Origin of the sequence: Aerococcus sp. Group 1 (assembly GCF_000193205.1) — a bacterium.
Taxonomy (GTDB): domain Bacteria; phylum Bacillota; class Bacilli; order Lactobacillales; family Aerococcaceae; genus Aerococcus; species Aerococcus urinae_A.
In genome coordinates this window covers 979,413-994,711 of the sequence record NC_015278.1, presented here as the reverse complement: position 1 = coordinate 994,711, position 15,299 = coordinate 979,413, and the positions used below count along the sequence as shown (strand labels likewise).

The 15,299-nt window shown below is 42.1% G+C and carries 10 protein-coding genes and 1 other RNA gene; 5 read left to right on the top strand and 6 right to left on the bottom strand.

All coding sequences use genetic code 11. The annotated features are described in order from the left end of the window. Positions 1 to 99: 99 nt before the first annotated feature. The 3 genes from HMPREF9243_RS04565 to HMPREF9243_RS04560 all read left to right on the top strand — a co-directional run bounded on the left by HMPREF9243_RS04565 (position 100) and on the right by HMPREF9243_RS04560 (position 2,266). Positions 100 to 1,374 (top strand): replication-associated recombination protein A, encoded by a 1,275-nt coding sequence (locus tag HMPREF9243_RS04565; RefSeq protein ID WP_013669437.1) that lies wholly within the window; start codon positions 100 to 102, stop codon positions 1,372 to 1,374. A 94-nt stretch (positions 1,375 to 1,468) separates the two neighbouring features. Next, positions 1,469 to 1,651: non-coding RNA, 6S RNA (gene ssrS, locus HMPREF9243_RS10255), on the top strand. Positions 1,652 to 1,789: 138 nt separating this feature from the next. After that, a complete protein-coding gene (locus tag HMPREF9243_RS04560; RefSeq protein WP_013669804.1) occupies positions 1,790 to 2,266 on the top strand; it encodes a universal stress protein in 477 nt (158 codons plus the stop codon). A gap of 97 nt (positions 2,267 to 2,363) precedes the next feature. On the opposite strand, the gene HMPREF9243_RS04555 is transcribed toward HMPREF9243_RS04560, so the two are convergent. The 4 genes from HMPREF9243_RS04555 to HMPREF9243_RS04540 all read right to left on the bottom strand — a co-directional run bounded on the left by HMPREF9243_RS04555 (position 2,364) and on the right by HMPREF9243_RS04540 (position 7,865). Further along, a complete protein-coding gene (locus HMPREF9243_RS04555) occupies positions 2,364 to 3,071 on the bottom strand; it encodes an MIP/aquaporin family protein (RefSeq protein ID WP_013669280.1) in 708 nt (235 codons plus the stop codon). Positions 3,072 to 3,103: 32 nt separating this feature from the next. Continuing rightward, the gene (gene glpO, locus HMPREF9243_RS04550) at positions 3,104 to 4,942 is read right to left on the bottom strand and encodes a type 1 glycerol-3-phosphate oxidase (protein WP_013669448.1); all 1,839 of its coding nucleotides are present in this window, start codon (positions 4,940 to 4,942) and stop codon (positions 3,104 to 3,106) included. A gap of 24 nt (positions 4,943 to 4,966) precedes the next feature. Beyond that, positions 4,967 to 6,478 carry a glycerol kinase GlpK gene (gene glpK, locus HMPREF9243_RS04545; protein ID WP_013668610.1) on the bottom strand — a complete coding sequence of 504 codons (1,512 nt, stop codon included), beginning with the start codon at positions 6,476 to 6,478 and terminating at the stop codon, positions 4,967 to 4,969. 196 nt (positions 6,479 to 6,674) lie between these two features. Beyond that, a complete protein-coding gene (locus tag HMPREF9243_RS04540) occupies positions 6,675 to 7,865 on the bottom strand; it encodes an acetate/propionate family kinase (protein ID WP_013669965.1) in 1,191 nt (396 codons plus the stop codon). Positions 7,866 to 8,314: 449 nt separating this feature from the next. Between HMPREF9243_RS04540 and HMPREF9243_RS04535 the strand changes: the two genes are divergently transcribed. Beyond that, positions 8,315 to 9,283 carry an L-lactate dehydrogenase gene (locus HMPREF9243_RS04535; protein ID WP_013669217.1) on the top strand — a complete coding sequence of 323 codons (969 nt, stop codon included), beginning with the start codon at positions 8,315 to 8,317 and terminating at the stop codon, positions 9,281 to 9,283. Between the two features lie 49 nt (positions 9,284 to 9,332). Here the strand turns inward: HMPREF9243_RS04535 and HMPREF9243_RS04530 are convergent, their stop codons facing one another. Next, on the bottom strand, positions 9,333 to 9,776 hold the full coding sequence (locus HMPREF9243_RS04530; RefSeq protein ID WP_013669975.1) for a SprT family protein: 444 nt from the start codon (positions 9,774 to 9,776) through the stop codon (positions 9,333 to 9,335). Between the two features lie 93 nt (positions 9,777 to 9,869). Continuing rightward, the gene (locus HMPREF9243_RS04525) at positions 9,870 to 12,020 is read right to left on the bottom strand and encodes a Tex family protein (RefSeq protein ID WP_013668946.1); all 2,151 of its coding nucleotides are present in this window, start codon (positions 12,018 to 12,020) and stop codon (positions 9,870 to 9,872) included. A gap of 341 nt (positions 12,021 to 12,361) precedes the next feature. Between HMPREF9243_RS04525 and HMPREF9243_RS04520 the strand changes: the two genes are divergently transcribed. Then, a complete protein-coding gene (locus tag HMPREF9243_RS04520) occupies positions 12,362 to 15,106 on the top strand; it encodes a cation-translocating P-type ATPase (RefSeq protein WP_013669860.1) in 2,745 nt (914 codons plus the stop codon). Positions 15,107 to 15,299: the final 193 nt, after the last annotated feature.

The window sequence follows — 15,299 nt, the reverse complement described above, 5'->3', positions numbered from 1 at the left end:
CTGGTCCTAGACAACAGAGGAAAAGCCAAAAGCGCTCTTTTTAAAAACGGATGTGTTATACTGATTGACGTTATCAAGCACTTAGAAAGGAGTTTCAGTGTGAATAAACAAGCCCCCCTAGCCTACAGAATGCGCCCGAAGACCCTAGAAGAAGTTGTTGGTCAAGGACACCTAGTTGGCTCCGGTAAAATCATCTGGCGGATGGTTAAAGCGAAGCAGTTAAGGTCAATGATTTTATACGGTCCTCCTGGTATTGGTAAAACATCAATAGCTAGCGCTATTGCCGGTTCCACTAAGTTAAGTTTTCGGCAATTGAATGCGGCAACAGATAATAAAAAGGCCTTACAAGAAGTCGTGGCTGAAGCAAAGTTTTCCGGCAGTCTTATTTTAATGTTAGATGAAATTCACCGCCTGGATAAAACAAAACAAGACTTTCTCCTCCCGCATTTAGAAAGCGGGCTATTGATTCTGATCGGGGCAACGACCGAAAACCCTTATATCAATATCAATCCTGCTATCCGCTCGCGGGCACAGATTTTTGAGCTTCACCCTATAGAGGCTGATCAAATCAAAGTAGCTATTGACCATGCCCTCGAAAATAAAGAACGGGGCCTCGGCAAGTACCCTATTCAATTAAGTAATGAGGCCAGGGACTACTTAGCCAATTACTCCAATGGCGATTTACGGTCAGCTCTCAATGCATTAGAACTAGCGGCTTTATCAACTGAGGAGAATGCTGAAGGCCAAATTCTGATCGACTTAAGCGTAGCAGAGGAATGTTTACAAAAGAAGGCCTTTGACCATGATGAAGATGGTGACATGCACTATGATGTGGTGTCTGCCTTTCAGAAAAGTATTCGTGGCAGTGATGTCAACGCTGCCCTTCATTATGCCGCCCGTTTAATTGAAGCTGGTGATTTGAACAGCCTCTGCCGGCGTTTAATGGTATGCGCCTATGAAGATATTGGCTTGGCTAACCCCGAAGCCTGTCAGCGGGCGGTCACTGCCTGCCAAGCTGCCCAGAAAATTGGACTGCCGGAAGCCAGGATTCCTTTGGCTCACGCCATTATTGACCTGTCCCTATCCCCTAAATCCAATTCAGCCATTCAGGCCATTGATCAAGCCTTAGCAGATATTCGTTCAGGAAAAGCTGGCGTCATCCCCAAACATCTCCGTGACGCCCACTACAGTGGTGCTAAGAAATTGGGAAGAGGAATTGCTTACAAGTTCCCCCACGATTACCCCAACCATTGGATTGCTCAAGATTACTTACCAGAAACCTTGTCTGACAGGCAATACTACCAAGCCTGCCAAACAGGCAAATATGAGCAAGCCTTAGAGCAAATGCGGCAAATGCGAGAAAGGCAAAAATAATTTTTATAAGCGATAAGTCCAGTATGAAATGTTGTCACTTCAAGCTTTCTTGCTTGCCAAAAAGCCCTAGACATGCTAAATTTATAGTAATGTAAGTTCTCTAAGATATGCGTGCATCTTTTAAATGTGCTGACCGAACAACTACTATCTAGGGATCTGCGAGCTCCAATGGATGTTACGCCTCTATTACGTGGACAACTGAAGTTGGATACCGGAACCCACCTGCTATATCGCGGGTTCAGACAGATAGAATTTCCACGGTATCATTGGAGGCTTACATAAAAATAATCGAATTATTTTTTAACCTAGGTGTGAAAGCCTAGGTTTTTTCAATAGGAATATTATTTAAAGTTAATTTTTTATCCGCTTTCATGCTATAATAGCTATAGTGAGAAAAAGAAAGTGAGGGATCCTTATGTATAAGAATTACGAACATATATTGACACCTGTGGATGGTTCCGATGAAGCTGAATTAGCCTTCAAAAAAGCAGTAGAAGTTGCCTTACGTAATGACGCTGAATTAATCATTACTCATATCGTTGATACACGCTCGATTCAAACAACTACTGGTTACGAAGGCACCCTATCCGATGAATTAGTCAAACAAGCTAAAGAATTACTTAATGACTACAAGAAATATGCATCGGAAAAAGGCGTAAAAGAAATCCAAACCGTCATTGATTATGGTTCACCAAAGGTTCAAATTGCTAAAGAACTTTCTAAAGAATACCATGCTGATTTAATCATGATTGGTGCAACGGGACTAAACGCTGTGGAACGCCTCTTCATTGGTTCTGTTTCAGAATACGTCATCCGTAACGCTAATTGTGATGTCTTAGTGGTAAGAACTGACTTAGACAATGTTAAACATGAAAAAGGCAAAAAAGCATAAAAACTAAAGCCAGCAGTAATTAAAAGGCCTCACACCTTGAAGTGAGGCCTTTTTTACTGCTTATGAAATCTTTCCTTATAAATATTATTACTAATCATTAGGGGATCCACTGAAAGACAATGGCAGCTAGCACACCACCAATAATTGGCCCGACAACAGGTACCCAAGCGTATGACCAGTCTGAATCACCTTTATGACGGATTGGTAAAATCGCATGGGCAATTCGAGGCCCTAAGTCGCGGGCTGGATTAATCGCATAACCCGTCGGTCCTCCTAAGGAAGCCCCGATACTGACAATCAATCCTCCTACCAAGGCAGTAGACAAACCAGGAGCTAGGTCATTTTGAGCAAAGGACATGATTCCAAAAGTTAAAATAAAGGTCCCAATCGCCTCACTGATTAAATTGTTAGCTGGTGCATAAATCTCAGGAGCGGTAGCAAAGCTTCCTAATATCATGTCAGGATCTTCTGTTACATTAAAATGATCCCGATAATGAAGCCATAAAATCACTGCCCCTAAGAAAGCACCTAGCATTTGCCCAATAATATAGGCGGGCACTGAGGGCCATGGTGTCGAACCTTCAATCGCAAAGGCAATAGTCACTGCTGGATTAAGATGGGCAGGGCTTAAATAACCTGAAGCATAGGCAGCCACCATAACCGCCAAGCCCCAGCCAATTGTTATGGTTAACCAGCCAGCATTGTGTCCCTTGGTCCGTGCTAAATTGACATTAGCACAAACCCCATCCCCTAAAAGGACCAGAATGAGTGTCCCTAAAAACTCACCGATAACTTCTGTCGCCATCCTACTTCCTCCTCTATCAAATCCTTATCTTATTAGCCATTAGCCTTCTTCTTTAAGTCAACTAGGTCATTTTTGGCCAGTGCTTCTTCTAATTCCTTTTGGTAAGCTTGACGACTTTGATCATCCCAGTCAAAATAATCACTCATGGCTTGAACGACTGGTTCAAGTAAGTGGTCTAAGCGGTCACGCATAAAGAGCATGTAGTTGGTCCGACGTAAAAAGTAATCAACAGGGGTAAGAACCATTTCCTCTTCTAAAGCGTAGTAGAGCATGATGGTTTCAGCTAAAGACAAGCCTTCAATCTCTGGCACTTGGTCAATTAAGGCATATACCTTAGGCACATTAGATCCGTAAAAGGCTGCTAGATAATAAGCTTCTTCCTTAGATAAACCTCTTTTTACCCCCATTTGAGCATAAGAGGAGAACTCACCTTCGATATTAGCCGGATTAATTTCCCCACCAGAAACAGGATAGGTTTTTGAATTAATTAGGCGGAAGGATTTATCGTATTCCTCTTTGAGGAGCTTAATAATTTTTTCCATAGCCCCGGCAGCCATCTTACGGTAGTCGGTAATCTTTCCACCGGCTAGGGTAATTAGTCCGTTATCATCACGTTCTAGACTAGACCCCCGTGATACTTGAGAAGGGTCTAGAGTTTCTTCTGATAGAGAACCTTCCAAGTTAGCGACAGTACGTTCCACTTGGTCTCGTGTTTTTTCTTCATTTAAGTAACCCTTAACCACAGCAATTAAATCCTCAAAGCTTTGGTCATTAATTTTACCTGAGTCTCCACCATTATAGTCAGAGGCACTGTTGCCAGCGATTAGGGGTCTTAAACCGGCCCAGGAGGACTCAATATCATCGATGCTTATCTTAGCCTCAGGGAAGCGGTTGTTGACAGCACCTATGAGATAGTTAACATCATCTTCTTCTACTTGAGGATGTTTGTAATCGCCTGTGTAGTCGGTATCAGTCGTCCCAAAATAGGTCTTATCTTCCCGCGGGATGACAAAGATCATCCGTCCGTCATCATAACCCGAATCAAAGTAAACAGGCTGACTGACTTTTAGGCGGCTGGCATCGATAACCAGGTGAATCCCTTTAGTAGGACGCATCATTTCGATACGGTTGTCTTCTTCATCGAGATTGCGGGTTTCATCACTCCATGGTCCGGTCGTATTAATGACATAGCGGGCATGAATATCAAAGCTTTCATTACTTAAGTGATCCAGTGCCTTTACGCCATTGATCTTGCCCTCTTGGTCGTAAAGATAGCCGATCGCTTCTACTCGACTAGCCACTAGGGCACCATCTTGGTGGGCTCTTTTAATATTTTCAATCACTAAACGGATATCGCTATTGTTAAAGTCTAGATATTGGCCCCCACCTTGTAAGCCTTCTTCTTTTAAACCTGGCACATGTTGGAGAACTTCTTCTTTGGATAGAACGGTATTGGCATAGCTAGAATCGCTCACCCCAGCTAAGGAATCATAGAGGTCCATAGCTACTTTCAAGCGAAACATGGTAAAAGTAGCGCCCTCTTCATCGTAGATGGGAATAACCATCGGGTCAGGTTTAGGAATGTGAGGGGCAATTTGTTGAACGACTGCCCGTTCACTAACCGTATCGGCAACCACTTCCACATCAAAGTTTTTTAAATAGCGGATACCACCGTGGACTAGCTTGGTGGACCGACTACTGGTGCCTTCCGCAAAATCTTGCATTTCGATTAAACCGGTTTCTAAACCACTCGCTGCTGCTTGCAAGGCTACCCCTGCTCCAGTAATTCCGCCACCAATAACCAATAAATCTAGGGTACGTTCTTGTAATTTGGTCAGAGCTTGTTGTCTATTTTTAACAGAAAATGTCATCTGATAATACCTCCATCATAAGCTTTAGTCTCTTTCTTCTTCATCTGCTGTAAAGACCCGGGTGGCTTTCACTGCCTGTTTCCAACCACGATAAAGTTGTTCTTTATGGGCATTATTCATTGAAGGGGTAAAGTTTTGTCCAGTACTTTGTAAGCTCTTCAATTCATCAGTATTTTTCCAAAAGTCCACTGCTAAGCCAGCTAAATATGCGGCACCTAAGGCAGTAGTTTCTAGGTTTTTAGCCCGAGCAATTTCAATACCTAGAATATCCGCTTGGAATTGCATGAGATAATCGTTCATAGCAGCTCCGCCATCCACTTTTAATAGGTTAATATCAATACCTGTATCTACTTCCATGGTATCGATAATATCCCGAGTCTGATAGGCTAAAGACTGCAAAGTTGCCTTAACAAAGTCATTGCGGTTCGTTCCCCGAGTGAGACCAAATACGGCTCCCCGTGCCCTGGAATCCCAGTGGGGTGCTCCGAGGCCAGTAAAGGCGGGAACCACATAAACCTCATCATCATCTTTAGATTGTTTAGCCAGGTCTTCTGACTGAGGGGAGTCCTCAATCAAACCCATTTGGTCTCTGAGCCATTGGATCGCTGAGCCGGCCACAAAAATCGACCCTTCTAGGGCATAAGTGACTTCTCCATTCATTCCGTAGGCGATAGTGGTCAACAGATTGTTCTCTGAGACTTGAAAATCAGACCCCATATTCATAATGATAAAGGCACCCGTGCCGTAGGTATTTTTCACCATACCTGGCTCTAAAGCAAGTTGACCAAACAAGGCAGCTTGTTGGTCCCCCGCCATTCCAGCAATCGGAACCTCCGCACCATAAAAGTGGAAAGGAATCGTTTTGCCGTAAACTTCTGAATTGGATTTGACTTCAGGCAGGAGTTCACGCGGGATATTTAATAAGTCTAAGATTTCCTGGTCCCATTCTAAATCCTTAACGTTGAACAACATCGTCCGACTAGCGTTCGAATAATCCGTCACATGGACAGCACCGTCGGTTAACTTCCAGACGATCCATGTATCAATGGTCCCAAAGAGTAATTCTCCATTTTCTGCTCGCTCTTGAGCGCCATCGACCTGGTCTAAGATCCAACGAATTTTAGTCGCTGAAAAATAAGGGTCAACCACCAAACCTGTTTTCTCTTGAATCATGTCTTTATGGCCATCAGCGATGAGTTGGTCAGCTATACTGCTAGTTTGACGCGATTGCCAGACAATGGCGTTATAAATAGGACGCCCAGTTTCCTTGTCCCAAATTACCGTCGTTTCCCGTTGATTGGTTATCCCAATTCCTTTGATTTGACGCGGCTTAATTCCCGTCTCAATAAAGGCTCCGGCAATGACTGACTGGACAGAGTTCCAAATTTGATTGGCATTGTGTTCCACCCAACCAGGCTTAGGAAAGATTTGGTCAAACTCCTTTTGATAGGAACCGATACTTTCCCCTTGGTGATTATAAATCACAGCTCGTGTACTTGTTGTTCCCTGGTCTATTGCTAAAATGTATTCTTCCATTTCACAGCCTCCTTTTAGCTGAAAACACCAACTAAGGTCATTATAGTGAAAGCGATTACATTTTGTACAGTAAATTGTTTTTATCACTGGAATTTTCTTATGAAAGCCCAATAAAAGTAAACTTTAAAGACAATAATGTTTTTTAAGAGACAATAAAAAGCAAGCAGCCTGAGCCACTTGCTTGAAGTCCTTTTGTTTATTTAATATTTCCTAAACGAACTGTATCACGAACGATCATTAATTCTTCATCTGTTGGAATAACAAAGACTTTCACTTTAGAATCATCGGTTGAAATTAAACCTTCTTCAACAGATTCGTTACGTTCCTTATCTAATTCAATACCAAGTTTATCCGTGTTTTCTAGGACTGCTTGACGGAATTCTGGAGAATTTTCCCCCACACCAGCTGTAAAGACAATAGCATCTGCCCCATTTAATTCAAATAAGTAAGATCCGATATAACGTTTCACCGCATTGACATAAACTTCTAAGGCAATTTTTGCCCGTTCGTTACCTTGGTCAGCAGCTGCTTCAACGTCACGCATGTCTGAAGATACGCCCGATACTCCTAATAAACCAGATTTGTTATTAAGAACAGAAAGCATTTCTTCCATATTGAGATTTTCTTTGCGCATAACAAATTCCAGTAAGGAAGGATCCACATCACCTGAACGAGTTCCCATAACTACACCAGCTACTGGGGTGAAGCCCATGGACGTGTCAATGGATTGGCCCCCTTGAACAGCAGTAATTGAAGCCCCATTACCAATGTGACAGGTAATGATATTAACATCTTCCACTGGTTTACCCATTAATTCTGCGGCACGTTGAGAAACGTATTTATGTGAGGTGCCGTGAGCCCCATAACGACGCGCACCATATTTTTCATAGTATTCATAAGGAGTTCCATAAAGATATGCTTTTTCAGGCATAGTTGTATGGAATGAAGTATCGAATGCAGCAACTGCTGGCTTGCCAGGAAGTAATTCTTGGAAAGCACGGATAACTTGTGCTTCAGCTGGGTTATGAAGTGGTGCATATTCGCTAAGTTCTTCGATGGCTTTGAGACCTTCTTCATCAATCAGAGCTGATTCTTTGAATTTTTCACCACCGGCTACGACACGATGTCCGGTACCAGCAATTTCATCGTAATCTTCAATAATATTTAAGCTTTCTAACTTATCTAATAAAGTTTTCGTTGCTTGGTCATGATCCATCACATCTTGAACATCTTGATGTTTTTCACCATTATATTTAATGGTAATATTGGAATCACCTAGACCAATACGGTCAATGACGCCAGAAGAAACAACTTCTTCACTAGGTATTTCATAAATAGAAAATTTTAAACTGGATGATCCAGCATTTAAAGCAAATACTTTAGACATATATGAACTCCTTTTTTAGATATTTTACACAAGCTTATTTTATCATAAAATAGGCGCTTACATTACTATAAATACAGGAATTGCCCTAGTAAATATCTCCTAGAACAATAGCTAAACACTTATAGCAGATTTGCCTAGATTATAGGAAAAATAGCTTTCCTACACGTTTACTATAACGATTAGGCCTGAAATTGGCAAATAAGTCCGCCTGAAAATAAAGGAAATTTTGCCTAGACGGTAAGCGCTCAATATCCAGCAAGAAGGCAGCCTCTATAGCTTAAGTGAGCAAGCTCTCGCTAAAGTATTTTTCATTATTCTGAGAAAGAAATAATAAAAAAGTTAAATAAACTTGTAAAAAATTCTGCAAACGGTTACATTATAAGTGTAGGTTAACCATTTTAGATAATATATAGCTATATTATTCACAAATTCATGATAGGAGGAATTGTATGTCAGAAATTCATGATGCTAAAATTATTTTAATCGGTGATGGTTCTGTCGGCTCAGCTTTTGCTTACCACAATGTCATTACTGGTGTTGGCCGTGAACTAGGTATCATCGATATCAATCAGGACAAGGTCTATGGTGATGTTCTTGATTTAGAAGACGCTACGCCTTTCTCTCCGCGTAAACACATATTCCAAGCGACCTACGAAGACTGTAAGGATGCCGATATTGTTGTCTTTACTGCTGGTATTCCTCAAAAACCAGGTGGAGAAACCCGTCTCGACTTAGTCGACAAAAATTTACCTATCTTCAAAGACATGGTCGGTCAAGTGGTCGACTCCGGTTTTGATGGGATTTTTGTAGTTGCTTCCAATCCAGTTGATATCTTAACTTACGCCACTTGGAAATTCTCTGGTTTCCCGAGTGAAAAAGTAATCGGGACCGGCACCTCACTCGATAGCGCCCGCTTTAGAGTTGAAATTGCCAAGGCCCTAGATGTTGATCCCCGTGATGTGACAGCTTATATCCTCGGTGAGCATGGTGATACAGAATTTGGTGCATGGTCTCACGTTCTTGTTGGTGGCCAACCCATTGAGAAATTTGCTACCAGCGATAACCGCCTTGATCAACAAGCTCGTCAAGATGAAATCACCGACTATGTAAGAAATAAGGCCTATGACATTATTAACGGTAAAGGAGCTACCTATTATGGGATTGGTAGTTGTATCAACCGTATCTGTCGGGCTATTTTGAATAATGAGCGAGCTACCCTACCCGTTTCAGCCCTGCTTGAAGATAACTACCAACAAGACGATATCTATATTGGTACCCCTGCGATTATAGGTAGTCAAGGGATTGAACAAGTGGTTGAATTAGAATTAACCGAACGTGAACAAGGTTTCATGGATAATTCAGCCAATGCGATGCGTAAGATTATCGAAGATTCCTTTGCAAAACTAGAAGATAAGTAGTGACTCACAAAGCAGTTAAAAGAGCGCTGGGTTTTCCCAACGCTCTTTTTTAGCGATTGATGAGACTTATGGGCCCTCGACATTTCCCACAAGCGTATTTTTTTATATTCATCCTTCGCTGACGATAATATTTTTGACCGCAGCGCTTACAACGATAAATATATCTGGGAGCACTATCTCCTAAAGCTGGGGTAAAGCGTAAGCCATCAACTGATTTAAGTAAGTCTTTAAAGGCCTTATCTTTATGCTGGTAAGGCTGCCCCCTATGAAATAAATAGTAATGACAGAGCTCATGCTTAATGATTCCTATTAAAGTATCTTTCCCTAAAATTTCTATGACTTTGGGATTGAATTCTAAACGATCTTGGCGAGGAATGAAACGCCCTCCTGTCGTACGCAAACGCTGATTCCAAGTCACCTGCCCATGAAAGGAAAAAGCAAAATTTTGGGCCGCAATTTCTCTAACTAAGTTTTCTAAATCTTGCTCTTTCACTGTACTTTCCTTTCTAAGAAAATTATTGATGAACAAGCCTTCTTGATTAGTAAGGAATCATTCTTTAAAGAAACATTTTAACCTATCAAAATGTTATTGAGGCTTTAACATCGTTAGCCCAATGCGCCCTTTTTGAACGTCAACGGAATCCACCCATACATCAACGATATCTCCCACCACAACGACAGCTTGGGGATCTTTGACAAAATGATGACTCATTTTTGAAATATGGACCAAGCCATCTTGCTTAACCCCGATATCAACAAAGGCGCCAAAATCGACCACATTACGAACTGTCCCTTGTAAAGCCATACCTGGCTTGAGGTCTTCCAGTTGGACGACATCCTGGCGCAGCACTGGGCCTGCCACTTGACTACGAGGATCACGCCCTGGAACTAAGAGCGCTTTTTGGATGTCTTTTAGGGTTTCTCGACCTATATCATACTTTTGGCAAAGGCGATTAATATTCCAATTTTTAATTTTTAAATGGATGTCATCATCTCTAATAGTATTCTGGTCAATGTTATCAGCAGCTAGGATGGCTTCAGTTACGGCATAAGACTCAGGGTGGATACCAGTATTATCGAGGATATTCTTTCCTTCTGCAATCCGTAAAAAACCAGCTGCTTGTTCAAAGGCTTTTGGTCCCAAACGGGGAACATCATGTAGGTCCTTACGGGATTCAAATTTTCCGTTTTCGTTTCTATAAGTCACAATATTCTTAGCGACCGTCTTGGTTAAACCAGCGACATGGCTTAAGAGAGAGGCAGAAGCAGTATTTAGCTCCACTCCCACCCGGTTAACTACTAATTCAACAGTAAAATCTAATTGGTCATTCAGTTTGGTCTGGTTCACGTCGTGCTGGTACTGGCCCACACCGATTGCTTTAGGGTCAATTTTTACCAATTCTGCCAGAGGATCCTGCAAGCGACGACCAATACTTACTGCTGAGCGTTCTTCTACTTGATAATCAGGAAATTCTTTACGAGCAATTTCACTAGCTGAGTAAACTGAGGCACCACTTTCGCTAACTATGGTATAGCGACAACTTAACTGATTATCTTGAATCATTTGGGCGACAAATTCTTCCGATTCTCGGCTGGCTGTCCCATTACCAATCGCAATAATACCAATTTGATATTTTTCAATCAAGTCTGTGACCGTCTTTGCTGCAGCTTCCTTTTTATTATGTGGCGGGGTAGGATAAACCACGGTTTTGTCCAAAACCTGACCAGTTTCATCTAATACGGCCAGCTTGCAGCCCGTACGATAGGCTGGATCCCATCCCAGGACTACTTGATCCTTTAAAGGCTGTTGCATCAAAAGATTTTGTAAGTTTTCACTAAAATTATCGATGGCGTGGTCTTCTGCCGCTTCTGTGACCTGGGTACGAATGGCACGAAAGGCTTGCGGTAAAAGGAAACGATCCAGACTATCTTCGATAGCCTTTTCTAGCAGAGGAACAGCGATTGAATCTTTAGCAATTAAATCAGTACTGATTGCTTGTATCAATGGCTCGGTCTTAATATCTAAAGAAACGCTGACCACTTTTTCTTTTTCGGCCCGGTTAATCGCTAGGACCTGGTAAGATTTGAGCTCACTAAGCGGGGCAGCAAAGTCATAATAAATCGCATAGGTTTCTTTTTCATCTTCGGCTTGGGACCGCTTTTTACTAGCTAAATAGCCTTTTTTCCAGACATATTGCCGGCTATGGGACCGATACTTAGCCACTTCACTAATCCATTCACACAGGATCTCGTGGGCTCCGGCTAGGGCTGCTTCTACCGAATCTACCTGGTCATTGATATATTTTTCAGCTTCTTCTTCAATCGATCCGGAGAGTGGGTTTGTCTTCAACCAGTCCGCTAGGGGCTCTAAACCCTGCTCTTTTGCCTTAGTGGCCTTAGTCCGTCGTTTCTTCTTATAGGGAGCATATAAGTCTTCCAAGGCCTGTAATTGGTCGGCTTCTAGAATTTCCTTCTTTAAGGCATCGGTTAATTTGCCCTGCTCATCAACGGCTTTAATAATAGTCTCTTTACGTTCTTCTAAATGTTCTTGGTATTCATAGGCCTCCTGAATCGATTGAATGGCTACTTCATCTAAGGAACCGGTTCGCTCTTTACGGTAGCGGGCTATGAAGGGTACCGTATTCCCTTCATTAAGCATAGTAATTACATTTTCAATTTGATAGCTTTTATAATCGGGCAGTTCTTGCTGCAACTTTTCGATTAATTGATTAGTCATAAAGCTCCCCCTTTTCAACCTATTTACTATAACTTGACTTACCCTTCTTGTCCATGGCTTTTATCAGCTCTAGCGATCATTGAGAAACTAAGCCCAATCATTCAAGACTTTCTCTAGAGCTGGCAATTGAAATAAAGGAACCTTTAGCTTATAATAATTGCATAGCTTAGTGTAAAAGCACATAAGGGAGTAACCAGCAGTTCGCTGCGATAGTATCAACAACAGTAATCAAGCAGAGGCCCTGCTGGTGCTATCTTAAATGGTGAGACTTATGCTACAGAAATGTAGTATAAGTCTTTTTTACTACTATGATAAATATTTATATTGGAGGAGTGAATTTGATGGTAGAAACTCGTGATAAGAGTAATTTCTTTGTTCAAGAAGTTGACCAAGTAGAAAATACTCTACAAACCTCACGGCAAAGTGGGTTAAGCTCATCCGAAGCTAAATCCCGCTTAGAAAAAAATGGTCCTAATGAGATTCAAGAAGGGGAAAACCGGACCACCCTACAAAAATTCTTTGATCAATTCAAAGATGCCATGATTATTATCCTTTTAATTGCAGCAGCTCTATCTGTTGTGCTTGAAGGTGTTGAAGGCATGGTGGACGCTGTTATTATTCTAGCAGTGGTATTAATTAATGCCGTCTTGGGAGTTATCCAAGAAAACAAGGCGGAAGACGCCATTGCTTCCTTAAAGGATATGTCATCCCCCCAAGCCCATGTGATTCGTGATGGCGACTCGATCAAAATTGACTCACGCGAAATCGTTGTAGGCGATATTGTCGTCTTAGAAGCTGGCGATGTCGTTCCTGCAGACCTGCGCTTAACTGAAGTCAATTCCTTACAAATTGAAGAAGCTGCCCTAACCGGTGAATCGGTCCCGGTAACTAAATCCCTAGAAACCGTTCCGGAAGACGCCGCTTTAGGGGACCGCTTAAACATGGCCTTCTCATCAACGAATGTAACCTATGGCCGTGGTCAAGGGATCGTGGTGGCGACTGCTATGGATACCGAAGTGGGCCATATCGCAACCATGATTGAAGAATCCGACGAAAAATTAACCCCACTTAAAGAAGATATGAATGACCTGACCAAGTTCTTGACTTGGGCTATTGTTATTATCGCTGTCTTAATTTTCGTGATTGGCCTCTTTATGGAAACTTATGACTGGGTTGAAATGTTACTGGTCTCAATCTCCATTGCTGTTGCTGCCCTACCTGAAGGCTTACCAGCGATTTCAACCATTATTTTAGCCTTAGGTACCCAAAAAATGGCTGACCGCAATGCCCTAGTAAGAAAACTTCCAGCAGTGGAAACCTTAGGGGGAACCGAAGTGATCTGTTCCGATAAGACCGGTACCTTAACCCAAAACAAGATGACCATCGAAAAGGTATACTATAATGGTGAACTCCACGATGCTTCTGACCAAATTGATTTCAAGGAACCGGTCTTTAAGGTGATGGTCATGGATAATGACTCCACCCTAAGCAATCATGGCGATCTTTCTGGTGACCCAACCGAAACCGCTATGATTCAATTTGCTCTCGATAAGGACTTTGATGTCAAAGCATTATTAAGTGAACAACCCCGGGTTGGCGAAATTCCCTTTGATTCAGAACGTAAAATGTCAACTACCGTCCATCCAACTGCACCTGACCACCAAGATAGAGGTCAATTTACCGTGATGACTAAAGGGGCTCCTGATGTCTTGATTGCTAACTGTGATTATTACTATGACAGTGGCGAAATCAAGGAAATGACGGAAGACTACCGTCAAAAACTCTTAGAGGCTAATGACAGCATGGCTCGTCAAGCCCTCCGTGTTTTAGCAATGGCCTTTAAATTCTTAGACCAAGAAGCTCCTGAATATACCAGTGAAGAACATGAACGAGGGTTAATTTATGCTGGTATGGTCGGAGAAATTGACCCTGAACGTCCAGAAGCCAAAGCTTCCATTGCAACTGCCAAAGATGCAGGTATCCGGACCGTGATGATTACTGGTGACCACCAAATCACTGCTGCAGCCATTGCTGAACGCTTAGGTATTATTGAAGACAGCAATGACGAAAGTGCTGTAACTACCGGAGCTTACTTGGATACCATCTCCGATGAAGAGTTAGCCGATAAGGTCGAACAATTCTCTGTTTACGCCCGGGTAGCTCCTGAACACAAGGTTCGGATTGTTAAAGCATGGCAATCAAAAACCCATAATAAAGTCGTTGCCATGACCGGTGACGGGGTTAACGATGCGCCTTCCCTAAAACAAGCCGATATCGGTATTGGTATGGGGATCACAGGAACTGAAGTGTCTAAAGGGGCTTCGGACATGGTCCTTGCCGATGACAACTTCGCTACCATTGTTACCGCCGTTGAAGAAGGCCGCAAAGTTTTTGCCAATATTCAAAAAGCAGTCCAATTCCTTTTATCAGCGAATTTAGGGGAAGTGATGACCCTCTTCATAGCCACCATTTTAGGCTGGCAAATTCTAGAACCAATCCACATCTTATGGATTAACTTAGTGACCGATACCTTCCCAGCGATTGCTCTAGGTCTGGAAGGTCCTGAAGCTGACGTGATGGAACATAAACCAAGAGGACGCAAAACCAATCTCTTGTCCGGTGGTGTTTTACCAGCCATTATCTACCAAGGGATTTACGAAGGTGGAATTACCCTCTTTGTATTCTGGCTTGCTAATTACCGTCTCGGCTTTGATTTACCCGATGCGGAAGCTATGGCATTCTTGACACTTGCCTTCATCCAATTAGCCCACGCCTATAACAGTCGTTCCGTTCATAAATCACTATTCCAAAGCAACCCATTTGCTAATAAGTGGTTAAATATTGCGACGATTGCATCGGCTGCCCTCTTACTCATTACTGTCTTTGTTCCTGGCCTAAATGATGCTTTTGGTACAGTGCATTTGGTTGGTGACGCTAACGCACCGATGATGTGGACAGTAATTATTCTTGCCTCTCTCTCCATTATCGTTTACGTAGAAATTGTGAAATTCATTCTACGTTCCACTGGACTAGCAGAGAACTGGGAAGAAAATAAAAACAATAATCTGACTTTTACAAGCGACTAATAAAAACGAGGCTATGATTTTAAACAATCACAAGCCTCGTTTTTTCTTTAACTCTTAATAATTAGAGAAAATTTTGACCTATAATTTATCAATTAAATACATTTTTGTATCATTTTAGCCCCTAAGATGGCAGACTTTGGGTTTTTAACTGAATCATGAGCATTTCATTTAGCCCATGGACTAATTAGGTATA

What these genes read in the sequence shown, in the direction of transcription:
- HMPREF9243_RS04560 (WP_013669804.1), top strand. Translation starts at nt 1,790, where the DNA reads ATGTATAAGAATTACGAACATATATTGACACCTGTGGATGGTTCCGAT.
- HMPREF9243_RS04525 (WP_013668946.1), bottom strand. Translation starts at nt 12,020, where the DNA reads ATGACTAATCAATTAATCGAAAAGTTGCAGCAAGAACTGCCCGATTAT.
- HMPREF9243_RS04535 (WP_013669217.1), top strand. Translation starts at nt 8,315, where the DNA reads ATGTCAGAAATTCATGATGCTAAAATTATTTTAATCGGTGATGGTTCT.
- glpK (WP_013668610.1), bottom strand. Translation starts at nt 6,478, where the DNA reads ATGGAAGAATACATTTTAGCAATAGACCAGGGAACAACAAGTACACGA.
- HMPREF9243_RS04520 (WP_013669860.1), top strand. Translation starts at nt 12,362, where the DNA reads ATGGTAGAAACTCGTGATAAGAGTAATTTCTTTGTTCAAGAAGTTGAC.
- glpO (WP_013669448.1), bottom strand. Translation starts at nt 4,942, where the DNA reads ATGACATTTTCTGTTAAAAATAGACAACAAGCTCTGACCAAATTACAA.
- HMPREF9243_RS04555 (WP_013669280.1), bottom strand. Translation starts at nt 3,071, where the DNA reads ATGGCGACAGAAGTTATCGGTGAGTTTTTAGGGACACTCATTCTGGTC.
- HMPREF9243_RS04540 (WP_013669965.1), bottom strand. Translation starts at nt 7,865, where the DNA reads ATGTCTAAAGTATTTGCTTTAAATGCTGGATCATCCAGTTTAAAATTT.